The sequence below is a fragment of the Rhizobium sp. R711 genome (assembly GCF_002211365.1).
Classification (GTDB): Bacteria; Pseudomonadota; Alphaproteobacteria; order Rhizobiales; family Rhizobiaceae; genus Rhizobium.
Genome location: NZ_LOKZ01000034.1, coordinates 203,734 through 226,304, shown reverse-complemented (window position 1 = coordinate 226,304; position 22,571 = coordinate 203,734). Strand labels below are relative to the sequence as shown.

The following is a 22,571-nucleotide window of genomic DNA, read 5'->3' as shown; positions in this document are numbered from 1 at the left end:
TGTGAGACTAAGAGGGAATATGGCTTAGTTTGCAACGCCGGCAATACGAGGCCGATTCGAAGCCGAATCGAACTTGCCGTTTGAGCCAGAGAGTGCCACAACACCGGTCCAAAATGACTCATCGGAGGTGTATCGTGGAAAAGGCAGAAATCGGGCTGATCGGCCTTGCCGTCATGGGTTCCAACCTGGCGCTCAACATTGCGGAAAAAGGCAACAAGATTGCCGTCTTCAACCGAACGCCTGAGAAAACGGATGAATTCTACGAAAGCGCCGGCGACCTAAAAAAGCAGATCATTCCCTGCAAGACGATCGAGGAATTCGTCGAAGCGATCCGCCCGCCACGTCCGATCATCATCATGATCAAAGCCGGTGAGGCCGTCGATCAGCAGATGGAAGCGCTGCGCCCCTACCTCTCCAAGGGCGACATCATGATCGATGCCGGTAATGCAAACTTCCGCGATACGATCGCTCGTTTCGACCGCCTGAAGAACACCGACCTGACCTTCATCGGCATGGGCGTCTCGGGCGGCGAGGAAGGTGCGCGCCATGGTCCATCGATCATGGTCGGCGGCACCGAGGACTCCTGGAAGCGCGTCGAGAAGGTGCTGACGTCGATCGCCGCCAAGTACAACGGCGATCCTTGCGTTGCCTGGCTCGGCAATGACGGTGCCGGTCACTTCGTCAAGACGATCCACAACGGTATCGAATATGCCGACATGCAGATGATTGCCGAGATCTATGGCATCCTGCGCGACGGCGTCGGCAAGAGCGCCAAGGACATCAGCGGCATCTTCGGCGAATGGAACAAGGGTCGCCTGAATTCCTATCTGATCGAAATCTCCGAAAAGGTGCTGGCCGCGACCGATCCGCTCGCCGGTGGCTCGATGGTCGACATGATCCTCGACAAAGCCGGCCAGAAGGGCACCGGCAAGTGGTCGGCGATCGAAGCCCAGAACATGGGCATTCCGGCAACCGCGATCGAGGCTGCCGTCGCCGCCCGCAGCCTGTCGTCGATGAAGACCGAACGCGAAGCCGCCGAGAAGATCTTCGGCAAGCCGGAATACAAGTTCCCGATCGCTTACGGACCGGAACTCAACAAGGATCTGGAACTGGCGCTGTTTGCGGCCAAGATCGGCGCTTACGCGCAGGGCTTTGCGGTCATGGCGGAAGCATCGCGCGAGTTTAACTGGTCGCTTCCGATGCCCGTTATCGCCAAGATCTGGCGTGCCGGCTGCATCATCCGCTCGCAGTTCCTTGACGAGATCACCTCGGCCTTCACCAAGGCGCCGGATGCGGCCAACCTGATCGTGACGCCTGCCTTCTCCGAGATGGTCAAGGAATCAATCCCGGCGCTACGCCGTGTCGTCACGGCGGCCCTGCAGGCCGGCCTGCCGGTTCCGGCGCTTACCTCGGCGCTGACCTATTTCGATGCCTATCGCCAGGGTCGCGGTACGGCCAACCTGATCCAGGCGCAGCGCGACTTCTTCGGCGCGCACGGCTTCGATCGCCTCGACGGCAAGGATTTCCACCACGGCCCTTGGGGCAGTGGCGCGTCAACGTTCTAAAAGCTGCTGAAAAGGCCGGCCGGGTGGTTTCGGGCCCGAAGGCGTCGCTTCAGAAGCGAATATCCTCGATCGGTCGAACCAGGATGCGGGCGTTGCCAGCATCGAAATCGTCAAGCGTTTCGTTGTGATGCGCAACGATATCAGCGAAGTTCAGTGTTCCCGAATCGGCCGTCGCGTGGCCGTCGGCAACCAGCGTGACATCATAGCCAAGCGAGACCGCGCGCCTGACAGTCGTGTCGACGCAAAACTGCGTCATGCAGCCGCCGACGATCAGGTGCGTGACGTTCCGTTCTGCCAACCTGTCGGCGAGGTCCGTTTGGAAAAACGAGTCTGAGCTCTTCTTGTGAACGACGGTGTCACCCTTGTCCGGCGACAGTTCCGGCCGGATGGCCCAGCCGTCGGTGCCGACCGCCAGTCGATGACCTGGGTCGCCATCGTGCTGGACGAGGATAACAGGCGCGCCCGCGCGGTGGGCCTCGTCACGAAGTGATTGCAGCCGCGAAACGGTCTCGTCCAGCGCCGCATCGATGATGGGTTGGCGATCGGGCGTGCTCTTGCCTCTGAGAATGGCGTTCTGAACGTCGATGATCAGCAGTGCCGTCGTCATATCCAGTGCGTCTCCGCTGTGATTGTTTGTGCCTCTGCCGCCATCAATAAGGGTTGGCGTGGCGATGTCTACCTGCTCTTCCAGACAGGCTGGCTGATGCTTTGCAACAGTTCCGGTTCGACGCCGTCGATGCGGGCGATGACTGCCTTCGCCATTTCGCGTCCTGCATGGCGGACGTCCTCGTAGGCGGTGATGATCTCGGGACGGATCCAGTTGAGGATCGGCGCCGATTCCTTGGAGACCATGTCGACATCCCGGCCAAGCCGCTTGCCGGCGGCCTCTATACCGGCGTTGACGGCGATGGCGGCGCTTCCGGCCGAGCAAACGATTCCATCCGGTGCGTTCGATGCGCGCATCATGACTTCTACGGCGTTGCGGATTTCCTCCAGCGGATTGTCGATCGTGACGCGCAACGGCACTTCCTCGGCGCCGTAGTCATGTAGTCCGGTCTGAAATCCGATCCGCGTGTGCGTGTAATAGGTCAGCTTGCTTGGAGGCTGGAGCAGGGCGATGCGTTTGCGTCCCCGTCCGACCAGCTTCTCGACAGCCTGATGGGCGAAAGCCTCGTTGTCGAAGTCGTGAAACGGATGGGTGAGACCGGCATCGGTGCGCCCGTGCGTGGCAAAGGGCATGTTGTGCTCGGTGAGCAGGCGGACTCGGGGATCGTCGGGCTCGATGCGGGAGATGATGACGCCGTCGGCCGACCCTGTTTCCAGGATGTAGCGCACGGGCAGCATCGGATCCTTGCTGTGCGAATGCGGCGTGACGACGATGTGATAGGGCGTGCCGGTCAATACCTCCGAGATGCCGAACACCATCTGGCTGCTGAAACCCATGATCTCTTCATCAATGCTGAGTACCAGCGCAATGACGTTGGTCTTGCCGGTGCGCAGGCGTACGCCGGCCCTGTTCGGCTGGTAGCCGAGCTGGCGGGCGACCATGCGAACCCGTTCCTTGGTTTCCGCGCCGATGTCAGGAGCATCCTTGAGCGCGCGCGACACTGTCGTCACGCCGAGCCCGGTCATGAAGGCAATTGTTTTCAGTGTTGGCCGCTCGCGAGTTGCCTCTGCGGTGGCTCCTGCAAAATTCGCTTTGTTTTCCATCCCTCTAGGCCGTCCTGCGCAATTTGGTCCCGCTTATAGTGTCTTTTCGAAGCGCTGTAAGCACAAAGAACGCTAGCTGCTCCTCCTCTGAACAAGCAAAATCTGTAACGATACAGTTGAATTGTCGAGGGTCTTTTTTCGCGATGGTGTTGTCTGTGCTCGCAATGGTTGAAATTGTGAATTTTGCCCGGATTTTTTGCAGGTGCGAGTGAATGATTAGACGGTCGCTCTAAGCCTATTATAAATAATGCATATAGATCAATAGTATACGTTTGATTGTGCAGCTGCTCAATCGGTCGCTCATCATTATGGCATGCTGTCGAAAACGCTGCGTTTTGACAGGCAATGGTAGCAAATGGCAGCCAAAGGGAAAATTTTCGAGGCGGGCTGTTGCACCCAAATATCGATTGAACTAAGTTTTTCCGGCAACGTTTCAGTGAGGGAGGAGAACTCATGAATTTTCGTTTGATGGCGGCTGCGCTTGCCGCTTCCGTCGTGTTGCCGCTCGGTGCGGCCAACGCGACCGATCTTGAAGTCACCCATTGGTGGACATCCGGCGGCGAAGCTGCTGCCGTGGCGGAACTCGCAAAGGCATTCGATGCGACCGGCAACAAGTGGGTTGACGGTGCAATCGCCGGTTCCGGTGGTACCGCGCGTCCGATCATGATCAGCCGCATCACCGGCGGCGACCCGATGGGTGCCACGCAGTTCAACCATGGTCGCCAGGCGGAAGAGCTGGTCCAGGCTGGCCTGATGCGCGATCTGACCGATGTCGCCACCGCCGAGCACTGGAAGGACATCATCCGTCCGTCAAGCCTGCTCGATTCCTGCACGATCAACGGCAAGATCTATTGCGCCCCGGTCAATATCCACTCCTGGCAGTGGCTGTGGCTCTCGAACGCGGCCTTCAAGAAGGCCGGCGTCGAAGTGCCGAAGAACTGGGATGAATTCGTCGCCGCTGCTCCGGCGCTTGAAAAGGCCGGCATCGTTCCGCTCGCCGTTGGTGGTCAACCATGGCAGGCCGCAGGCGCATTCGACGTCCTGATGGTCGCGATCGCCGGCAAGGATACCTTCCACAAGGTATTCAAGGACAAGGACGCCGAAGTCGCTGCCGGTCCCGAGATCGCTAAGGTCTTCAAGGCCGCGGATGATGCGCGTCGCATGTCGAAGGGCAGCAACGTTCAGGACTGGAACCAGGCAACCAACCTCGTCATCACCGGCAAGGCCGGCGGCCAGATCATGGGTGACTGGGCGCAGGGCGAGTTCCAGCTTGCTGGTCAGAAGGCCGGTACCGACTACACCTGCCTTCCGGGCCTTGGCGTGAACGAGATCATCTCCACCGGTGGTGATGCCTTCTACTTCCCGCTGCTCAAGGATGAAGCCAAGTCGAAGGCGCAGGATGTCCTCGCCAAGACGCTTCTCGATCCCAAGACGCAGGTTGCCTTCAACCTGAAGAAGGGCTCTCTGCCGGTTCGCGGCGACGTTGACCTCGGAGCCGCGAACGACTGCATGAAGAAGGGCCTCGATATCCTGGCCAAGGGCAATGTGATCGAAGGCACGGACCAGCTTCTGTCGGCTGATAGCCAGAAGCAGAAGGAAGACCTCTTCTCCGAGTTCTTCGCAAATCCGTCGATGACGCCGGAAGCCGCTCAGAAGCGCTTCGCTGAAATCATCGCTTCTGCCGACTGATCGTCGCATTCCGATGCTGTTGCGATCCGGCTCCGTTTGACGGAGCCGGATTTGCCCGGAACTCCCATCGTGATCCGGGTGGCGGCAGCGCTCGAGGCTGACGCGCTGATGCGCAATCGCCGGTCTCGATATGGGAGTGAGAGGAGGAGGCGACCGGCAGACGGTTCGCCGCTCTGGATCACAGAGGAATTGCGATTCAGGAGGAATTACAATGACGGGTCAAGCGAAAGCAGGCCGGCCAAATCAGTTACTGCGCAATCTGAATTCGAAGATTGCTTCCATCCCCATGATCCTTACCGCCCTTGTTATCTTTCTCGGCGGCACGGCTTGGACGGTGGTCTATTCATTCACCAACTCGAAGCTCCTTCCTCGGTTGAGCTTCGTCGGTTTCGATCAGTACAAGCGCCTCTGGGCTGCTCCGCGCTGGATCGTTTCGATCGAGAATCTGGCCGTTTACGGTGTTCTCTCCCTAATTTTTAGCCTCGTGATCGGCTTTGTCCTGGCGGCTCTGATGGATCAGAAGATCCGGTTCGAGAATACGTTCCGTACGATCTTCCTGTACCCATTCGCCCTGTCGTTCATCGTGACGGGCCTCGTCTGGCAGTGGGTGCTCAATCCCGAGTTCGGCGTGCAGTCCGTCGTCCGCTCGCTCGGCTGGTCGAGTTTCACCTTCGATCCGCTCTATACGCCCGAAATCGTCATCTATGGCATCCTGATCGCCGCGCTTTGGCAGGGAACCGGCCTTGTGATGTGCCTGATGCTGGCCGGTCTGCGTGGCATCGATGAAGACATCTGGAAGGCTGCGCGCGTCGACGGCATCCCGATGTGGAAGACCTATCTCTTCATCGTCATTCCGATGATGCGGCCGGTGTTCATCACGACGCTCGTCATCATCGCGAGCGGCATCGTCAAGGTCTACGACCTCGTCGTGGCGCAGACATCAGGTGGTCCCGGCATCGCGTCGGAAGTGCCCGCCAAATACGTCTACGACTACATGTTCCAGGCTCAGAATCTGGGGCAGGGTTTCGCCGCCTCCACCATGATGCTGATCACCGTCGCGATCATCATCATTCCCTGGGCCTATCTGGAATTCGGAGGGCGTAAACGTGCCTGATGCTATTGCTCTCAAGACCGCCGATGGCCGCGCGTCCGGCAAGTCCGTCTCGGGGCCGAGTGGCCCGAAGCCCAAGCGGGTCATTTCTCCGCGCAACATCATGCTCTACGGCACGCTCTTCGTTGCCGCAGCATATTACCTGCTTCCGCTCTACGTGATGATCGTCACGTCGCTGAAGGGCATGCCGGAAATCCGGCTTGGCAATATCTTCTCGCCGCCGGTCGAAATCACCTTCGAACCCTGGGTAAAGGCCTGGGCAACTGCCTGCACCGGGCTCAACTGCGACGGTCTCTCTCGCGGCTTCTGGAATTCGGTCCGTATCACGGTTCCCTCGGTGATCGGTTCGATCGCCATCGCCTCGGTGAACGGTTATGCGCTCGCCAACTGGCGTTTCAAGGGTTCCGAGCTGTTCTTCGCGATCCTCGTCGTCGGCGCATTCATTCCCTATCAGGTAATGATCTATCCGATCGTTATCGTGCTGCGTGAAATGGGGATCTACGGGACTCTAACCGGCCTGATCATCGTGCACAGCATCTTCGGCATGCCGATCCTGACGCTGCTGTTCCGGAACTACTTCGCATCGCTGCCGCAGGAACTCTTCAAGGCGGCTCGTATCGACGGGGCAGGATTCTGGCAGATCTTCTTCAAGATCATGCTGCCCATGTCGCTGCCGATCTTCGTCGTCGCCATGATCCTGCAGGTCACCGGCATCTGGAACGACTTCCTGTTCGGCGTCGTCTTCACCCGGCCGGAATATTACCCAATGACCGTGCAGCTCAACAACATCGTCAATTCTGTCCAGGGCGTGAAGGAATACAACGTCAACATGGCCGCAACGATCCTGACGGGTCTGGTGCCGCTCGTTGTCTACTTCGTATCGGGACGACTTTTCGTCCGTGGCATCGCCGCCGGCGCAGTGAAAGGCTGATCCATGAATTCCAGTGTTTCCATCCGCGATCTGTCTTTGAATTTCGGCGCGATTAGCGTTCTCAAGGACCTCAATCTCGAAATCAATGACGGGGAGTTCCTCGTCCTTCTCGGCTCGTCCGGTTGCGGCAAGTCCACGCTGTTGAACTGCATCGCCGGCTTGCTCGACGCCTCCGACGGCCAGATTTTTATCAAGGGCAAGAATGTTACCTGGGAAGAGCCCAAGGATCGTGGCATCGGCATGGTGTTCCAATCCTACGCGCTCTATCCGCAGATGAGCGTCGAGAAAAACCTCTCCTTCGGTCTTCAGGTCGCCAAGGTGCCGCAACAGGAGATCGACAAGCGCGTGGCGCGCGCCGCGGAAATTCTGCAGATTCAGCCGCTCTTGAAGCGCAAGCCAGCCGAACTTTCGGGCGGTCAGCGCCAGCGCGTCGCAATCGGTCGCGCACTGGTACGCGATGTGGATGTGTTCCTGTTCGATGAACCGCTGTCGAACCTCGACGCCAAGCTGCGCTCGGAACTGCGCGTCGAAATCAAGCGCCTGCACCAGTCGCTGAACAACACGATGATCTACGTCACACACGACCAGATCGAGGCGCTTACCTTGGCTGACCGTATCGCGATCATGAAGAGCGGCATCATCCAGCAGCTTGCCGATCCGACCACGATCTACAACAAGCCGCGCAATCTCTTCGTTGCCGGCTTTATCGGTTCGCCGTCGATGAATTTCCTACGCGGTGAGATCACCAAGCAGGGGGATCAGACGTTCTTTGCCGCGAACGGCGTGAACTTTTCGCTGGCGCACTACGACACACCGGAAGTGCTGCAGGCGGGCCGCAAGGTCATTCTCGGTGTTCGTCCGGAACATGTGAAGGTTAACGAGAACCTCGGCGCTGAAGTCCACGATGCTACGGTCGATATCGAAGAGCCGATGGGCGCCGACAACCTGCTGTGGTTGAAGCATGCCGGCCACACAATGTCGGTACGCATCAATGGCGCGCGCCGCTTCAGCCCCGGCACAGCCCTCAAGCTCGGCTTTGATATGTCGCTGGCGTCGATCTTCGATGCGGAAACCGAGCTTCGTCTTTAGACCGCAATGCGGGCGGAGCTATCGTTCCGCCCGTTCTTTTAATCGGCCATCTGGCCACCAAGTTCGGCTGCGGCTCGCTGGTGCGGGCATTCCCAAGCGTAGCCCGATCGGGATAATGTTATGACATCCTTGCCGAAAAACGGGTTCAACCTCGACCTCTCCGGATCGTGGACGCTTAGCTCCGCCGATGGGGACATCACGACGTCGATCACGCTGCCGGGCGATGTGCACACGGCGCTGCATGCTGCCAAGCTCATTCCCGATCCCTATTTCGGCCGCAACGAGGAAGTCGTTCAGTGGGTGGCGCATCGCGACTGGGTGCTTGAGCGCAGCTTCACGCTGTCGGAGCCTGATGGCGATTGGTATCTCGATATCGACTATCTCGATACCGTGGCTGCCGTCTTCATCAACGGCTCGCCGGTTCTGCTCGCAGATAACAGCTTTCGGCGCTATCGACCTGATGTTGGCGGCCAGCTGAAAACCGGCGACAACATTATCCGTATCGTCCTGCATTCGAGCATTGCCGCCGGTGTCGACCGGCAGGCCAGGCAGCCCTTTTACATTCCATATCATCCCGGCAACTCGCCGATTGCGAATGGCAACATGCTGCGCAAGCCTCAGTGCCATTTCGGCTGGGACTGGAACATCGCGATTGGCCCCCTTGGGCTCTACGGCACGATCGCGCTGCGCAAACTCGAGACGGCTCGCATCGAACACGTGACGACGCGGCAGGTGCACAATCTGAACGGTTCCGTGGATCTGCAGGTTACTGCGACACTGTTTGCGGAGAACCCCGGTATCGTGCCGATCCATTTCTCGCTTGATGGTGAGCGCGTTCGCCTGGACGTCGGCGTCGGAGCCGGAGAAACGGTCGTCAATCATGTTTTCGAGATCGAGAAGCCGCGGCTCTGGTGGCCTTCCGGCAGCGGCGAGCAGGCGCTTTATGCACTGACGGTCGATCTGCCAACGGATGCGGTGACCAAGCAGATTGGTCTTCGCACCCTCGAACTCATCACGACGCCTGACGCTGCCGGTAGCCGTTTCGCGCTGAAGGTCAACGGCCGCGAAATCTTCTGCCGCGGTGCCAACTGGATCCCCGCGGACGCGCTCTTCTCGCTGTCGTCGCCCGAAAAGACCGAGGACCTTTTGCAATCGGCCAAGTCCGCCAACATGAACATGATCCGCGTTTGGGGCGGCGGTTTCTACGAGCATGATCATTTCTATGATCTTTGCGACCGGCTCGGCCTGATGGTCTGGCAGGACTTCATGTTCGCCTGCAATCTCTATCCGTCGACCGAGGACTTCCTCGACAACGTCACGCTTGAAGTCGACTATCAGGTTCGCCGCCTGAATTCGCATCCGTCGATCGCGCTCTGGTGCGGCGATAACGAACTGGTGGGCGCGCTCACCTGGTTCGAGGAATCGCGCAAGGACCGCGACCGCTATCTCGTCTCGTACGATCGCCTCAACCGGACGATCGAGCAGGCGATGAAGAAGGCGGCGCCGGATGCGATCTGGTGGCCGTCGAGCCCGGCTTCCGGCTATCTCGATTTCGGCGATGCCTGGCATGCCGATGGTTCCGGCGACATGCATTATTGGTCGGTCTGGCACGAGAACAAGTCGTTCGACAATTACCGCTCGGTGCGGCCGCGCTTCTGCTCGGAGTTCGGTTTCCAGTCCTATACATCGCTGCCCGTCATCAAGACCTATGCCGACGCCAAGGACATGAACGTCGCGTCGCCGGTCATGGAACTGCACCAGAAGAACGCCGGCGGCAACGAGCGCATCGCCGGCACGATGTTCCGCTATTTCCGCTTCCCGAAGGATTTCCCTAACTTCGTCTATCTCAGCCAGATCCAGCAGGGTCTCGCGATCAAGACGGCCGTGGAATACTGGCGGTCGCTGAAGCCGCATTGCATGGGCACGATCTACTGGCAGCTCAACGACACATGGCCGGTGGCTTCCTGGTCGAGCCTCGATTATGGCGGCCGCTGGAAGGCGATGCACTATCTGGTCAAGCGCTTCTTCCAGCCGGTGGCGGTCGCCGCCATCCCATCGGAAGACAGCAAGCAGATCCGCTTCTCGCTGGTCAACGATACACTTGCCGCGGTCAGCATCGATTTGTCTCTCTCGGTCCTCGATATGAAGGGCGAGCGCAAGCACCTGAAGGATGTTCAGGCGGTCTGCACACAGGATGCCGCGGTCACTGCTGCAACGATCGAGGTGGCTGACCTTCCGGCAGGCACGCTGCTCGCCTGGCGCTTCACCGCCTCGAACGGCATGGGCGGCGAGGGGCACTATGTGCACGGCACCTACAAGGCGCTGGAGCTCGAACCCGCCGGCCTGATGGTCACGCACGAATATGTCGAGGAGGACGGCTCCGTCTGCGTCAATGTCACCGCCAAGGGACTTGCGCTCTTCGTGATGATCGAGACCGATACCGACGGCAAATATTCCGACAATGCCTTCGATCTGGCGGCGGGCGAGACGCGCCGCATCACCTTCACCCCGGCCACACCGCTTGAGGGCGGCTCACTGCCGGATTTCCGTTTCTACGACCTGCAATCCTGTCAGTCCGTGGATTGATGCTGACTGAAATGTAATGGGCACGAGGCCCGAGGAGGAATAATGACGAAACTGAGTTTCCAGCTTTATAGCGCCCGCAATTTCCAGCCCTATTCGGCGATCTTCGAAAAGCTCGGCAGGGCCGGCTACCAGGAAGTCGAAGGCTTCGGCGGTATCTATGCCGATCTCGACGATGCCGGCCTGAAGAGCCTGCGCGCCGAACTGGACAAGAACGGCCTTGTCATGGCGAGCGGCCACTTCAGCCCGGATTTCCTCGACGGCGAAGTGCAGAAGTCTCTGAACATTGCCAAGATCCTCGGCATGGACTCGATCTATGCCCCGCATCTGGCGGCCGATCAGCGCCCGACCGACGGTGCCGGCTGGCTGGCATTCGGCAAGCGCCTGCAGGAAATGAGCAAGCCTTACAAGGACGCCGGCTATGAATTCGGCTGGCACAACCACGACTTCGAATTCGTGAAGCTTGCCGACGGTTCGTTGCCGATCGAGCTGATCTTCGAAGGCGCGCCTGACATTTCCTGGGAAGCGGATATTGCCTGGGTCGTTCGCGGCGGTGCGGATCCCTTCGCATGGATCGAGAAGCTCGGATCGCGCATCACCTCGGCGCACGTCAAGGACATCGCGCCTGCCGGCGAAAACAAGAACGAAGACGGCTGGGCGGATGTCGGCCACGGTACGCTGCCCTGGGCAAAGCTCATCACGGCGCTGAAGGGCACCAAGACCAAGCACTATGTCGTCGAACATGACAATCCCGCTGATGTCGATCGCCTGATCACCCGCTCGATCGCATCTTTCAAGACCTACTGAGGCACATCATGACCAAGGAACTTGGCGTCGGCATCATCGGATGCGGCAACATCTCCACTACCTACTTCTCGCTGGCCCCGCTCTTCAAGGGCCTGAAGGTTCTGGCTTGCGCAGATATCAACGTGCAGGCCGCCCAGGCCCGCGCCGAGGAGTACGGCGTGAAGGCACAGACGATCGACGAGCTTCTCGCCAATGACGAGATCGACGTCATCGTCAACCTGACCATCCCGGACGCGCATTTCCCGGTTTCGAAGGCGATCCTCGAAGCCGGCAAGCACGTCTATTCGGAAAAGCCGCTGGTTCTGACCCTCGAGCAGGGTGAGGAACTGCGCCGCATCGCCAAGGAGAAGAACCTCTCCGTCGGTTGCGCGCCTGACACCTTCCTCGGCGGCGCGCATCAGCTCGCCCGCAAATACATCGACGAGGGCGGCATCGGCCGCGTCACCTCCGGCGCATGCTACGTCATGAGCCCGGGCATGGAAATGTGGCATCCGAATCCGGATTTCTTCTTTCTGCCCGGCGGCGGCCCGATCCTGGATCTCGGTCCATACTACATCGCCAATCTGATCAACCTGATCGGCCCGGTGAAGCGCGTCGGCGCCATGACCTCCATGGCGTCTGATACCCGCACGATCACCAGCCAGCCGCGTCATGGCGAGGTTATCCCGGTCAAGACGCCGACGACGATCCAGGCGATCCTCGAATTCGTCAGCGGCGCGACGATCACGCTGACGGCGAGCTGGGATGTCTGGTCTCATCGCCATGCCAACATGGAGCTCTACGGCACCGACGGTTCGCTCTACGTGCCGGATCCGAACTTCTTCGGCGGCGTGGTCGAGGCCAGCGGCCGCGACAAGGATGTCAAGCCACTCGACGGCTGGGAGCATCCTTTCGGCATCTTCAACCAGGAGAGCCCGCAGGGACCGCGCGCCAACTATCGCACGGCCGGCCTTGCCGACATGGCGATGGCGATCATCGAGGGCCGCGATGCGCGTTGCTCGCTCGATCGCACGCTGCACGGCGTCGACGTCATGACCTCGATCCTGAAGTCGGGCGAGGAAGGCCGCTTCATCGAACTGACGACGACCTGCACGCAGCCGGCCGCACTCGGCATCGAAGAGGCCCAAGCGCTCCTGAAATAGTGGGCGCTCTTGAAGTAAGCGTCCAAAGGACTATGGTCCGGCGCGGGCGACGAGCCCGCGCCTTTTTGCTTAAAGGATCAGAACGATGAGCTGGCAACCGGCTTCCGACCGCTATTCGAAGATGAAGTACAACCGCACGGGCCGTTCCGGCCTGAAGCTGCCGGCCGTTTCGCTCGGCCTCTGGCACAATTTCGGCGGCGACACGCCCCATGACCGCAAGATCGACATGTGCCGCACGGCCTTCGATCTCGGCATCACCCATTTCGACCTCGCCAACAATTACGGCCCGCCTCCCGGCAGCGCCGAGACCGCCTTCGGAGAGATCCTGCGCACCGAATTTGCCAGCCTGCGCGATGAACTGATCATCTCGTCCAAGGCCGGCTACGACATGTGGCCGGGTCCTTACGGCGAGTGGGGCAGCCGCAAGTATCTAATCGCCTCCTGCGACCAGAGCCTGAAGCGCATGGGTCTCGATTATGTCGATATCTTCTACTCGCACCGCTTCGATCCGGATACGCCGCTCGAGGAAACCTGCGGCGCGCTTGATCATATCGTGCGCTCCGGTCGCGCGCTCTATGTCGGCATCTCGTCCTACAACTCGCAACGCACCCGCGAAGCTGCCGCCATCCTCAAGGATCTCGGCACGCCGTGCCTGATCCACCAGCCGAGCTATTCCATGCTCAACCGCTGGGTTGAGGACGACAAGCTGCTCGACACGCTCGACGAGGTCGGCATGGGCTCGATCGTGTTCTCGCCGCTGGCACAGGGCATGCTGACGACGAAGTACCTCGGCGGCATCCCTCAGGACAGCCGTGCGGCGCAGAACCACTTCCTCAAGAAGGACTTCATCCGCCCTCAGATCATCGACAACATCCGCAAGCTCAACGAGATCGCGGAACGTCGTGGCCAGACGCTGGCACAGATGGCGATCGCCTGGGTGCTGCGCGGCGACCGCGTGACCTCGGCGCTGATCGGCGCGAGCCGCTCGTCGCAGATTGTCGATTGCGTCAAGGCGCTCGACAATCTCGACTTCACTGCCGAGGAGCTCAAGGAGATCGACGTCTACGCTCGCGAGGCGGACATCAATCTGTGGGCCAAGTCTGCAGAACGCGAATAAACCGAAGCGCCCGGAACGACCTTCCGGGCGTTCTTTCTTGGAATTTGATGTACGTAACGCAAGCTGTGCGCATATCTCAGGGAGGAGATTTCAGCATGATCCGCAACCCGATCCTACCGGGCTTCAACCCGGATCCGTCCATCTGCCGTGTCGGGGACGATTATTATATCGCCACCTCGACCTTCGAATGGTATCCCGGCGTCCAGATCCATCATTCACGCGATCTCGTGAACTGGACGATGGTGCGGCGTCCGCTCGAGCGCCAGTCGCAGCTCGACATGCGTGGCAATCCCGATAGTTGCGGCGTGTGGGCGCCCTGTCTTTCCTATGCCGACGGGGTGTTCTGGCTGGTCTATACCGACGTCAAGCGCTTGGACGGCAACTTCAAGGATGCGCACAACTACATTGTGACTTCGCCAACGATCGAGGGCGGATGGTCCGAGCCTGTCTACGTGAATTCTTCCGGCTTCGACCCGTCGCTGTTCCATGACGATGACGGCCGTAAGTGGTTCCTGAACATGCAGTGGAACCACCGCACCGAGAGCTTCGGCGGCGCGCCGAAATCGCCGGCCTTCGACGGCATCCTCATGCAGGAGTGGGACGCGGCCACGAAGTCGCTGAAGGGGCCAATCAAGAACATCTTCGCCGGCAGTTCGCTCGGCCTCGTCGAAGGACCGCATCTCTTCAAGCGCAACGGCTACTACTACCTGACGACCGCCGAGGGCGGCACCGGCTACGATCATGCGGTGACAATGGCGCGTTCACGTGACATCGACGGTCCCTATGTGATGCATCCGAACAAGCACCTCATCACGTCGAAGGACCATCCGGAAGCCGTTCTTCAGCGGGCAGGGCACGGCCAGTATGTCGAAACGCCGGATGGCCAGGTCTATCATACGCATCTCTGCGGCCGGCCGATGCCGCCGAAGCGCCGCTGTACGCTCGGCCGCGAAACCAGCCTGCAGAAGTGCGTCTGGAAGGAAGATGGCTGGCTCTATCTCGAAAATGGCACGACCGTTCCCGATGTCACCGTGCCGGGACTGGCAGGTGCCGTGCCGGTCGAGAAGTCCATGCGCAGCGAATACAGCTTCGATGGCGTCAGCCTGCCTGCCGACTTCCAGTGGCTTCGCACGCCGAAGCCGGAGCGTATCTTCAACCTGACCGACCGGCCCGGACACCTCAGGCTAATCGCGCGTGAAAGCATCGGCTCGTGGTTCGAACAGTCTCTCGTCGCGCGCCGCCAGGAGCACCACAGCTTCCGGGCGGAGACGGTGGTCGAATTCGATCCCGACACCTACCAGCAGGTCGCCGGCCTGACGCACTATTACAACAGGCACAAATTTCATGCGATCGGCGTGACCCTGCATGAAAAGCTGGGACGGTGCGTCACGATCTTCTCCTGTGATGGCGACTACCCGAACAGCCGCCTCAGCTTCCCGGCAGGCAGCGGTGTGGCCATTCCGGCGGAGGGGCGTGTACAGCTTTCCATGGAAATCAGGGACAACGACCTTCAGTTTTTCTGGCAGACGGAAGGCAAGGGGGCGTGGCAGCCAATTGGTCCGGTCCTCGATGCGGGCGTCGTGTCAGATGAAGGCGGGCGTGGCGAACATGGCTCGTTTACGGGCGCCTTCGCCGGGGTCTTCGCCTTCGATACGTCGGGGCGTGCAAAGACGGCAGATTTCGACTGGTTCAACTACGACGAACTTTGATCGATGGCCCGATATCGCCCGGAAATCCGGGCGATATCGCATTTCGAAATTTAGGATATGCTTTTAAGCATCTGTTATGATTACAGAAGTTTAACTTAAGTTTCAGTTTCGGTTCATTTCTTCTGGCCTAGGTTCGTGGCGTGTTCAACACGAGGAACCTCCCAATGAAAAAGCTCACCACCATCCTTCTTGCCGCTACCGTGATTGCCGCTCCGCTGCTGGCAACGACTGAAGCGAGCGCCCAGGATCATCGTCGGCCGGTTGTTGTGGAGCGCGATGTTCACGTCAAGAAGTACAAGTGGACGCGCGGCCATCGCATGACACCCACCGAGCGCCGCCACATGCGCGACGTGCGCGACTATCATCGCTACCGCCTGTCGGCTCCACCGCGCGGCTATCGTTGGGTACAGGTCGATAACGACTTCCTGCTCATCGGCTCGGTCAACGGCGTGATCGCGAATATTGTCATTCGCTAGGCACAACGCCGAATATGTGGAAGGGCGGCTTGAATGCCGCCCTTCTGATTCAATCGGGCGCCTGTCTGCGCAGGAGCCGCTGCATCGCGGCGGCCACCCGAGCAATGGCGCCGGTATCCGCTTCCGCTTGTCGCGGTGCAGCCAATCCCTCGATCGGCGGCAGAGGGTCATATTCCTCGCAGTGACAGCGATAGGTTTTCGGAGCTTGCGTCGTCACGCTACGCGCTCTTCCCAGCTCGCGAAGGTATCCGGCAGCCCGCGCCATTTCTCGGGTGCAAAGGTCTCCTCCGGCACGAGGCAGGCATCGAGTTGCCGCCGTATCCAGTCCTCGTCCATCGGATCGCTGCCAATGAAGACGATCTCCTGCCGGCGGTCGCCCCAGATGGGATCGAGATAGGGCGATAGCGCTGTCATGAAGCGTTCGTCGTCCGGCCATCGCTCGCGCGGCACGGACGACCACCAGAGCCCCATCTTGCCTGTCCGCAGCAGTGCTCCGGCCTGGCTGACTTCGCCGACGTGATGCGGGCGCGTCGCCAGCCAGAAAAAGCCCTTCGCTCTGACGACCCCGGGCCAACCAGTATCGAAGAAGCGCTGCAGTTTGGCAGGTTCGAAGGGCCGCTTTTCCCGATAGACAAAGGAGCGGATGCCGTATTCCTCTGTCTCCGGCACATGGTCGGAAAAGCCGTGCAGTTCCTTGTACCAGAGCGGATGCGTTTCAGCGCTCGCTGTCAAAGCGTCCTGTTCCCAGTACGTCGCGGAAGTCGACCTGGCCGAAATCGGTTTCAAGAAGCCTGGCGTCCGGGTTGAGCCCCACGATGATCTGCCGTGCTGCCTGACATTCAGCCGGCGTCGCAGTGCCGATCTTGTTGAGGATGATCACATCGGCGAATTCTATCTGTTCGACCAGGAGATCGATGATAGTGCGATTGTCGCCATCGCCTGCGGTTTCACCGCGATCGGCCAGAAAGTCCGCGGACGCATAATCGGAGAGCAGGTTGGCCGCATCGACCACCGTGACCATCGTATCGAGCCTGGCGACGTCGGAGAGGCTTGCACCGTTCTCGTCGCGGAACTCGAAGGTCGTCGCGATAGGCAGAGGTTGGGCAATTCCTGTTGATTCGATCAGGAGATAATCGAAGCGTCCCTGTTCCGCCAAGTGGCGGACTTCCTTTAAGAGATCGTCCTGCAGCGTGCAGCAGATGCAGCCGTTCGTCATCTCCACCAGCTCTTCGTCGGTCCGCGAGAGGTTGGCGCCACCATCGCGTACCAGGGCGGCGTCGATGTTGACCTCGCTCATGTCATTGACGATCACGGCGACACGCAGACCCGGACGGTTTCCAAGGATATGGTTGAGCAGCGTGGTCTTGCCGGCGCCCAGAAAGCCCGACAGCACCGTTAGGGGAAGCTTCGTATTCATTCAGTTCTAGAGATGTTATATAATTACATGCGTAATGCTGAAAAAAGGCGGACTGCGAGGTCCGCCTTTGCCGTCTTCCTCAGCTTTCTCTCGAAAGGCAGTCCTTCATGCTGTTGGCAATGCCGTACATGAGGTTGAAATAGAGGTCCGGCCCGGCATCGAGCGTGGCGGCCTCGGGATCGAGGACGCCGGCTTTCGCCTTCGTCCCCTCGATCACCACATCGACCAATCGCGGCTGGAACTGCGGTTCGGCGAAGACGCAAGTGGCGCCGAGTTCGCCGACCTTCTTGTGGATCTCCGCGATGCGTTCCGCACCGGGGATGGTTTCGGGGCTGACGGTGATCGAACCGGCGACCCGTACGTGATAGCGGTTCTCGAAATATTGGTAGGCATCGTGGAAGACGATGAACGGCTTGTCCTTGACCGGTGACACGATACCGGTGATTTCCTTGTCCAGCGCGTCTAGTCGGTCGTCCAGCGTCTTGGCGTTGGCCTGGTAGGTGAGGGCATTGGCGGGGTCGGCTGCGACGAGGGTGGTGGTGATCTCGGCAGCCATCGCCTTGGCATTTTGCGGGTCAAGCCAGAGATGGGTGTCGAATGCCCCATGATCGTGGTCATGATCTGCGTCCGCATGGGCATGATCGTGCCCATGGCCGTCATGATGATCGTCGCCGTCGTGGTCACCGTCATCGTGCGGCTCGAAGGCGCCGCCTTCGCGGAAGTTGAGCTTCGTGAGGCCGGGCGCCTTGTCGAGTTCGGCGACGATGGCATCGGACCCGATCGCCTCCAGCGGCTTCTCCAGAAACGCCTCGAGCCCCGGGCCGACCCAGAACACCACTTTGGCGTTCTGTAGCGCGCGTGCGTTTGACGGCTTCATATTGTAGGTGTGGGGCGAGGCGGCACCATCGACGATCAGTTCGGCCGTGCCGACGCCCTGCATGATCGCCGATACGAGCGAGTGAACCGGCTTGATCGAGGTCACCACGACAGGCGCATCTGCCGTTCTGCCCGCCTCGGCAAAGAAGATGGCGGGGACTGCGAGGGTAAGGGCCATCGCGAATTTCATCCGTGTACTCCGCTTGAATTGCAATTGTTATGTTATTACATCAATTGCGTTATGCTATAACGTGTGCGATAGCAAGTCGCAACAGCACATTCGGAAAAATGATGTTCTCTCCCGCAAATTCCGAAGCGAAGCCCTTGGTCTCGCTTTCCAATGTCGGCGTTCGAAGAAACGGCCGCTGGCTCGTCCGCGGCGTGGATTTCTCCGTTTCGCGCGGCGAGATCGTGACGCTGATCGGGCCCAACGGCTCGGGAAAATCGACGACCGTCAAGACGGCGATCGGCGTATTGAAGCCCGACGAGGGAAGGGTGGAGCGCGCCGCCGGCCTCAAGGTCGGCTATGTGCCGCAGAAGCTGGCGATCGACTGGACGCTACCGCTCACAGTCCGCCGGCTGATGACGCTGACCGGACCTCTTTCCGACGCCGATATGGCGGCTGCTCTCGAAGCTGTGGGGCTGTCGCACATGCTCGGTGCCGAAGTGCAGCACCTGTCCGGCGGCGAGTTTCAGCGGGCCTTGATGGCGCGCGCGATCGCCCGCAAACCTGACCTCCTGGTGCTCGACGAACCGGTGCAGGGCGTTGATTTCTCGGGCGAGATCGCGATCTACGATCTGATCCAGTCGATCCGCAATACGACCGGCTGCGGCATTCTGTTAATCTCGCACGACCTGCATGTCGTCATGGCGGCAACCGATACGGTGATTTGCCTCAACGGTCACGTCTGCTGCCGCGGCACCCCGCAGGCGGTCACCCAGAGCGCGGAATACGTCCGCCTGTTCGGCAGTCGCGCGGCGCAGGCGCTCGCGGTCTACAGCCACCACCACGACCACACGCATCTGCCCGATGGTCGGGTGTTGCATTCCGATGGCTCCGTCACCGATCACTGCCACCCCGACGATGGCCATCATCATGACTATGATGGGCACGACCACACCCACCACGACCACGCAGGGCATGATCACGCCGGTCATAGCCATGACCACAGCCATGTCGGCGGTGATCATCATCATGCCGACGACCATATGCACGATCACAAGCAGCCCGCAGGAGAGCGCCATGTTTGACGATTTCTTCGTCCGCGCTATCCTTGCCGGCGTCGGGCTGGCGCTGACAACAGGCCCGCTTGGCTGCTTCATCATCTGGCGGCGCATGGCCTATTTCGGCGATACGATCGCCCATTCAGCACTGCTCGGCGTCGCGCTGTCGCTGCTACTGCAGTTCAACCTGACGCTCGCGGTGTTCCTAGTTGCGGCGACGGTGTCGATCCTCCTGCTGTTCCTTCAGAAGCGCCAGGCGCTGTCCGCGGATGCGCTGCTCGGTATCCTCTCGCATGCGACGCTGGCGATCGGTCTCGTCATGGTCGCCTTCATGAGTTGGGTGCGCATCGATCTCATCGCCTTTCTGTTCGGCGACATTCTTGCGGTCTCGAAGACTGATATCGTCATGATCTGGGGTGGCGGCATCCTCGTTCTGGCGGCGATTGCCTGGCTCTGGCGGCCGCTTCTGGCCTCCACCGTCAACCCCGAGCTTGCCGAGGCCGAAGGGCTGCAGCCGGAGCGGGCGCGGCTCTTCTTCATGCTGCTGATGGCCGTCGTCATCGCCATTGCCATGAAGATCGTCGGCATCATGCTGATCACCTCGCTTCTGATCATCCCGGCGGCGGCTGCTCGGCGCTTCGCCTCGACGCCGGAGGTGATGGCCATTTTCGCCTCGCTGATCGGCGCCGTTGCTGTGGTCGGCGGGCTGTTCGGGTCGCTGACCTACGACACGCCCTCCGGCCCGTCGATCGTCGTCGCAGCCTTGATCCTCTTCGTTTTGAGCCTGCTGCCGAAGCGCGGGCGCGGGCAGGCCTTGGAAGGACAACGTTCATGAATGCACCTGCTTTGACCAAGAACCAGACTCTCGTTTTCGAGGTTCTCGAAAAGGCCGACGGACCGCTCAGCGCCTACACGATCCTCGACAAGCTGCGCGATCACGGTTTTCGCGCGCCGCTGCAGGTCTACCGGGCGCTGGAGAAGCTGCTCGAATACGGTGTCGTGCACCGGCTCGAAAGTATCAATGCTTTCGTTGCCTGCGCGCATCCGGAGCAAAACTGCCACAGCCACGGCATCGTTGCGTTTGCGATCTGCGAGAGCTGCGGGCATGTCATGGAGTTCCATGACCACGAGGTCGATCACCGCCTCATGGATTGGACGCGCGGCAAGAAGTTCAAGGCAGAGAAGACCACAATCGAAATCCGTGGCCTGTGTGAGGCGTGTGCCGCTTAGACCAACGCCACGCTTACAACCGATATCCCGCAGCGATTGCGTATTTGATTGAATGTAATTATTGATTGTATCTTTGGCTGACTTATGATGTGCGGCGGGGCTGAGGGCTGCGGGATTGCAAAGACGATGGAAGCTCATTGAAGTATGGGAAACATCCATGCCTGTTGACGCGACTTTCGCACCAAAATCTGTAGACGAACTTCTTGAAGGCCTGCTGTCCGTCGCGGCCGGGACGGCAAGGGACCAAGGGACCGCCATTCGCGACGAGATGACCGACCAGCTGGGTTTCATCGCGCAGAAGACCGCCAAGGTCATGGCGCAGCTTGCGGCAAAATCACCGTCAAGGCTGCGGACCTGACGCTGCATCTTCTCGAACTCAATCTCAACAGCGCGCTGGCGGAGTTCGAGTTCCTGCTTTACGCAGCCGCGCAGAAAATCCTCAATGCCGTCTTCGATCTCGTGAAGACGGCCGTCAAGAACGTGACCGGCGTCGGTCTGCTGTTCTGACGCTCAGAGAGGGCGTAGGTCCCGCGCGAAACGCTGCCAGTTGCCGACATACTTCTCAGCGGAGCGGCGTAGCCCGGCGATTGCCGCCTCGTCGAGCGTACGGATAACCCGTGCGGGCGAGCCGACGATCAGAGAGTTATCGGGAAACTCCTTGCCCTCGGTGATCAGCGCATTGGCGCCGACCAGGCAGTTGTTGCCGATCTTCGCGCCGTTCAGCACCGTGGCGCCCATGCCGATCAGGGAATTGTCGCCGATCGTACAGCCATGCACGATGGCGTGATGACCAATCGTGCAGCCTTCGCCGATCGTTACCGGAAACCCCGGATCGGTGTGCAGCATTGCGCCTTCCTGGATATTCGTTGCCGCGCCAACCGTGATCGGTTCATTGTCGCCGCGCAGAACCGAGCCGAACCAGATGCCGACGTCGACGCCAAGTGAAACCTGACCAATGACGTGGGCGTCGGGCGCGATCCAATAGGTGCCCGATGGCGGCAGGTCCGGCGTCAATTCGCCAAGCGCATAGACGGGCATGACGTCTCCCCCTCAGGCCACGTTGACCGAAAGCGTGGCGATGCCGTCGATGCCGCAATCGACGCGGTCGCCCTTCTTCACGGCGCCGACGCCGGCCGGTGTGCCGGTCATGATGACGTCGCCGGGTGCCAGAATAAAGAGCTTCGACAGTTCGGCGATGATCTCCGGCACCTTCCAGATCATCTGGTTGAGGTCGCCATCCTGCGCGCGCTTGCCGTTGAGCTCCAGCCAGATCCTGCCTGACGAGGGGTGACCGAGCCTGGCTGCCGGGACGATCGGTGACACCGGTGCCGAATATTCGAAGGCCTTGGCGACCTCCCAGGGGCGGCCGAGCTTCTTCGCCTCTGCCTGCAGATCGCGACGTGTGAAGTCGATGCCGACCGCGTAGCCGTAGACGCAGCCGAGCGCCTTGTCGGCGGCGATATCCTGGCCGCCGGCCTTCAGCGCCAGCACGCACTCGACCTCGAAATGCACATCGCTTGACAGCGGCGGGTAGAGGAAATCCTTGCCTTCAGGCAGTAGGTTATCGGCGTTCTTCTGGAAAAAGAAGGGCGGCTCGCGGCTTGGATCATGCCCCATCTCGATCGCGTGGTCGGCATAGTTGCGCCCGACGCAATAGACGCGGCGCACGGGGAATGCCTCCGCTGTGCCCTCGACGGGAAGCAGGACGGGGTGCGGAAGCGGGATGACGGTGGCGGGAAGGAACATTGCAAGCTCTTGCTGTTCGTGAGTCCTGGCATCTTAAACGGAAACCAACGGCCGGGGAAAGCGTCGTTCGGCAAAGCAACCGTCATCGTTGCCTTGCATATCCTAACATTGCTGCCTTGCGCGGGGAAAACTGGCGTTTCGCCCGCCTT

At 60.2% G+C, this 22,571-nt stretch carries 21 protein-coding genes and 1 pseudogene; 15 read left to right on the top strand and 7 right to left on the bottom strand.

Annotated features, from left to right (window positions below; translation table 11 throughout):
* Window positions 1-113: 113 nt before the first annotated feature.
* Entirely contained in the window at window positions 114-1,565 is a 1,452-nt protein-coding gene (gene gndA / locus ATY80_RS21750; protein WP_189637231.1) for an NADP-dependent phosphogluconate dehydrogenase, read from the top strand.
* Window positions 1,566-1,614: 49 nt separating this feature from the next.
* Here the strand turns inward: gndA and ATY80_RS21745 are convergent, their stop codons facing one another.
* On the bottom strand, window positions 1,615-2,172 hold the full coding sequence (locus ATY80_RS21745) for a cysteine hydrolase family protein (protein WP_088694382.1): 558 nt from the start codon (window positions 2,170-2,172) through the stop codon (window positions 1,615-1,617).
* Window positions 2,173-2,240: 68 nt separating this feature from the next.
* The gene (locus ATY80_RS21740; protein ID WP_088694381.1) at window positions 2,241-3,275 is read right to left on the bottom strand and encodes a LacI family transcriptional regulator; all 1,035 of its coding nucleotides are present in this window, start codon (window positions 3,273-3,275) and stop codon (window positions 2,241-2,243) included.
* A gap of 453 nt (window positions 3,276-3,728) precedes the next feature.
* On the opposite strand from ATY80_RS21740, the gene ATY80_RS21735 reads away from it, so the two are divergent.
* The 10 genes from ATY80_RS21735 (at window position 3,729) to ATY80_RS21690 (ending at window position 15,929) form a co-directional block, all read left to right on the top strand.
* On the top strand, window positions 3,729-4,964 hold the full coding sequence (locus ATY80_RS21735; RefSeq protein ID WP_088694380.1) for an ABC transporter substrate-binding protein: 1,236 nt from the start codon (window positions 3,729-3,731) through the stop codon (window positions 4,962-4,964).
* A 211-nt stretch (window positions 4,965-5,175) separates the two neighbouring features.
* The gene (locus ATY80_RS21730; RefSeq protein ID WP_088694379.1) at window positions 5,176-6,078 is read left to right on the top strand and encodes a sugar ABC transporter permease; all 903 of its coding nucleotides are present in this window, start codon (window positions 5,176-5,178) and stop codon (window positions 6,076-6,078) included.
* Entirely contained in the window at window positions 6,071-7,006 is a 936-nt protein-coding gene (locus ATY80_RS21725; RefSeq protein WP_088694378.1) for a carbohydrate ABC transporter permease, read from the top strand. Before ATY80_RS21730 ends, ATY80_RS21725 begins: the two co-directional genes overlap by 8 nt.
* Before the next feature lie 3 nt (window positions 7,007-7,009).
* Window positions 7,010-8,095, top strand: a complete 1,086-nt coding sequence (locus ATY80_RS21720) for an ABC transporter ATP-binding protein (RefSeq protein WP_088694377.1) — start codon at window positions 7,010-7,012, stop codon at window positions 8,093-8,095.
* 120 nt (window positions 8,096-8,215) lie between these two features.
* Window positions 8,216-10,681, top strand: a complete 2,466-nt coding sequence (locus ATY80_RS21715) for a glycoside hydrolase family 2 protein (protein WP_088694376.1) — start codon at window positions 8,216-8,218, stop codon at window positions 10,679-10,681.
* A gap of 42 nt (window positions 10,682-10,723) precedes the next feature.
* Window positions 10,724-11,485, top strand: a complete 762-nt coding sequence (locus tag ATY80_RS21710) for a sugar phosphate isomerase/epimerase (RefSeq protein WP_088694375.1) — start codon at window positions 10,724-10,726, stop codon at window positions 11,483-11,485.
* Between the two features lie 8 nt (window positions 11,486-11,493).
* Complete coding sequence (locus tag ATY80_RS21705; protein ID WP_088694374.1) at window positions 11,494-12,627, top strand: Gfo/Idh/MocA family oxidoreductase; 1,134 nt, start codon at window positions 11,494-11,496, stop codon at window positions 12,625-12,627.
* Window positions 12,628-12,712: 85 nt separating this feature from the next.
* Window positions 12,713-13,744 carry an L-glyceraldehyde 3-phosphate reductase gene (mgrA, locus tag ATY80_RS21700; protein ID WP_088694373.1) on the top strand — a complete coding sequence of 344 codons (1,032 nt, stop codon included), beginning with the start codon at window positions 12,713-12,715 and terminating at the stop codon, window positions 13,742-13,744.
* Window positions 13,745-13,839: 95 nt separating this feature from the next.
* A complete protein-coding gene (locus ATY80_RS21695; RefSeq protein WP_088694372.1) occupies window positions 13,840-15,453 on the top strand; it encodes a glycoside hydrolase family 43 protein in 1,614 nt (537 codons plus the stop codon).
* A 164-nt stretch (window positions 15,454-15,617) separates the two neighbouring features.
* Window positions 15,618-15,929, top strand: coding sequence for an RcnB family protein (locus ATY80_RS21690; protein WP_088694371.1), 312 nt, complete (start codon window positions 15,618-15,620; stop codon window positions 15,927-15,929).
* Window positions 15,930-15,978: 49 nt separating this feature from the next.
* On the opposite strand, the gene ATY80_RS29075 is transcribed toward ATY80_RS21690, so the two are convergent.
* The 3 genes and pseudogenes from ATY80_RS29075 to znuA all read right to left on the bottom strand — a co-directional run bounded on the left by ATY80_RS29075 (window position 15,979) and on the right by znuA (window position 18,412).
* Entirely contained in the window at window positions 15,979-16,146 is a 168-nt protein-coding gene (locus ATY80_RS29075) for a hypothetical protein (protein ID WP_189637230.1), read from the bottom strand.
* A pseudogene (locus ATY80_RS21685) lies at window positions 16,143-17,346 on the bottom strand (GTP-binding protein). The gene ATY80_RS29075 and the pseudogene ATY80_RS21685 overlap by 4 nt, the downstream one beginning before the upstream one ends.
* 79 nt (window positions 17,347-17,425) lie before the next feature.
* Window positions 17,426-18,412 (bottom strand): zinc ABC transporter substrate-binding protein ZnuA, encoded by a 987-nt coding sequence (znuA, locus tag ATY80_RS21680; protein WP_088694370.1) that lies wholly within the window; start codon window positions 18,410-18,412, stop codon window positions 17,426-17,428.
* A gap of 101 nt (window positions 18,413-18,513) precedes the next feature.
* On the opposite strand from znuA, the gene ATY80_RS21675 reads away from it, so the two are divergent.
* From ATY80_RS21675 to ATY80_RS21660, 4 genes are all read left to right on the top strand, one after another.
* The gene (locus ATY80_RS21675; protein ID WP_088694369.1) at window positions 18,514-19,473 is read left to right on the top strand and encodes a metal ABC transporter ATP-binding protein; all 960 of its coding nucleotides are present in this window, start codon (window positions 18,514-18,516) and stop codon (window positions 19,471-19,473) included.
* On the top strand, window positions 19,466-20,281 hold the full coding sequence (gene znuB / locus ATY80_RS21670) for a zinc ABC transporter permease subunit ZnuB (protein WP_088694368.1): 816 nt from the start codon (window positions 19,466-19,468) through the stop codon (window positions 20,279-20,281). Before ATY80_RS21675 ends, znuB begins: the two co-directional genes overlap by 8 nt.
* A complete protein-coding gene (locus tag ATY80_RS21665) occupies window positions 20,278-20,676 on the top strand; it encodes a Fur family transcriptional regulator (RefSeq protein WP_088694367.1) in 399 nt (132 codons plus the stop codon). The genes znuB and ATY80_RS21665 overlap by 4 nt, the downstream gene beginning before the upstream one ends.
* A 157-nt stretch (window positions 20,677-20,833) precedes the next feature.
* Complete coding sequence (locus ATY80_RS21660) at window positions 20,834-21,034, top strand: hypothetical protein (protein ID WP_088694366.1); 201 nt, start codon at window positions 20,834-20,836, stop codon at window positions 21,032-21,034.
* A 152-nt stretch (window positions 21,035-21,186) separates the two neighbouring features.
* Here ATY80_RS21660 and ATY80_RS21655 read toward each other — a convergent pair whose 3' ends face one another.
* Both ATY80_RS21655 and ATY80_RS21650 read right to left on the bottom strand, forming a co-directional pair.
* A complete protein-coding gene (locus tag ATY80_RS21655) occupies window positions 21,187-21,714 on the bottom strand; it encodes a gamma carbonic anhydrase family protein (protein ID WP_088694365.1) in 528 nt (175 codons plus the stop codon).
* 12 nt (window positions 21,715-21,726) lie between these two features.
* Entirely contained in the window at window positions 21,727-22,422 is a 696-nt protein-coding gene (locus ATY80_RS21650; RefSeq protein ID WP_088694364.1) for a fumarylacetoacetate hydrolase family protein, read from the bottom strand.
* Between the last annotated feature and the right edge of the window lie 149 nt (window positions 22,423-22,571).

Bases quoted from the DNA above. Each gene is read 5' to 3' on its own strand.
- ATY80_RS21715 (WP_088694376.1), top strand. From the start codon at position 8,216: ATGACATCCTTGCCGAAAAACGGGTTCAACCTCGACCTCTCCGGATCG.
- ATY80_RS21745 (WP_088694382.1), bottom strand. From the start codon at position 2,172: ATGACGACGGCACTGCTGATCATCGACGTTCAGAACGCCATTCTCAGA.
- ATY80_RS21710 (WP_088694375.1), top strand. From the start codon at position 10,724: ATGACGAAACTGAGTTTCCAGCTTTATAGCGCCCGCAATTTCCAGCCC.
- ATY80_RS21665 (WP_088694367.1), top strand. From the start codon at position 20,278: ATGAATGCACCTGCTTTGACCAAGAACCAGACTCTCGTTTTCGAGGTT.
- ATY80_RS21650 (WP_088694364.1), bottom strand. From the start codon at position 22,422: ATGTTCCTTCCCGCCACCGTCATCCCGCTTCCGCACCCCGTCCTGCTT.
- ATY80_RS21720 (WP_088694377.1), top strand. From the start codon at position 7,010: ATGAATTCCAGTGTTTCCATCCGCGATCTGTCTTTGAATTTCGGCGCG.
- znuB (WP_088694368.1), top strand. From the start codon at position 19,466: ATGTTTGACGATTTCTTCGTCCGCGCTATCCTTGCCGGCGTCGGGCTG.
- mgrA (WP_088694373.1), top strand. From the start codon at position 12,713: ATGAGCTGGCAACCGGCTTCCGACCGCTATTCGAAGATGAAGTACAAC.
- ATY80_RS21695 (WP_088694372.1), top strand. From the start codon at position 13,840: ATGATCCGCAACCCGATCCTACCGGGCTTCAACCCGGATCCGTCCATC.
- ATY80_RS21735 (WP_088694380.1), top strand. From the start codon at position 3,729: ATGAATTTTCGTTTGATGGCGGCTGCGCTTGCCGCTTCCGTCGTGTTG.
- ATY80_RS21690 (WP_088694371.1), top strand. From the start codon at position 15,618: ATGAAAAAGCTCACCACCATCCTTCTTGCCGCTACCGTGATTGCCGCT.
- ATY80_RS21740 (WP_088694381.1), bottom strand. From the start codon at position 3,275: ATGGAAAACAAAGCGAATTTTGCAGGAGCCACCGCAGAGGCAACTCGC.
- ATY80_RS21730 (WP_088694379.1), top strand. From the start codon at position 5,176: ATGACGGGTCAAGCGAAAGCAGGCCGGCCAAATCAGTTACTGCGCAAT.
- znuA (WP_088694370.1), bottom strand. From the start codon at position 18,412: ATGAAATTCGCGATGGCCCTTACCCTCGCAGTCCCCGCCATCTTCTTT.
- ATY80_RS21660 (WP_088694366.1), top strand. From the start codon at position 20,834: ATGCCTGTTGACGCGACTTTCGCACCAAAATCTGTAGACGAACTTCTT.
- ATY80_RS21705 (WP_088694374.1), top strand. From the start codon at position 11,494: ATGACCAAGGAACTTGGCGTCGGCATCATCGGATGCGGCAACATCTCC.
- ATY80_RS21675 (WP_088694369.1), top strand. From the start codon at position 18,514: ATGTTCTCTCCCGCAAATTCCGAAGCGAAGCCCTTGGTCTCGCTTTCC.
- gndA (WP_189637231.1), top strand. From the start codon at position 114: ATGACTCATCGGAGGTGTATCGTGGAAAAGGCAGAAATCGGGCTGATC.
- ATY80_RS21655 (WP_088694365.1), bottom strand. From the start codon at position 21,714: ATGCCCGTCTATGCGCTTGGCGAATTGACGCCGGACCTGCCGCCATCG.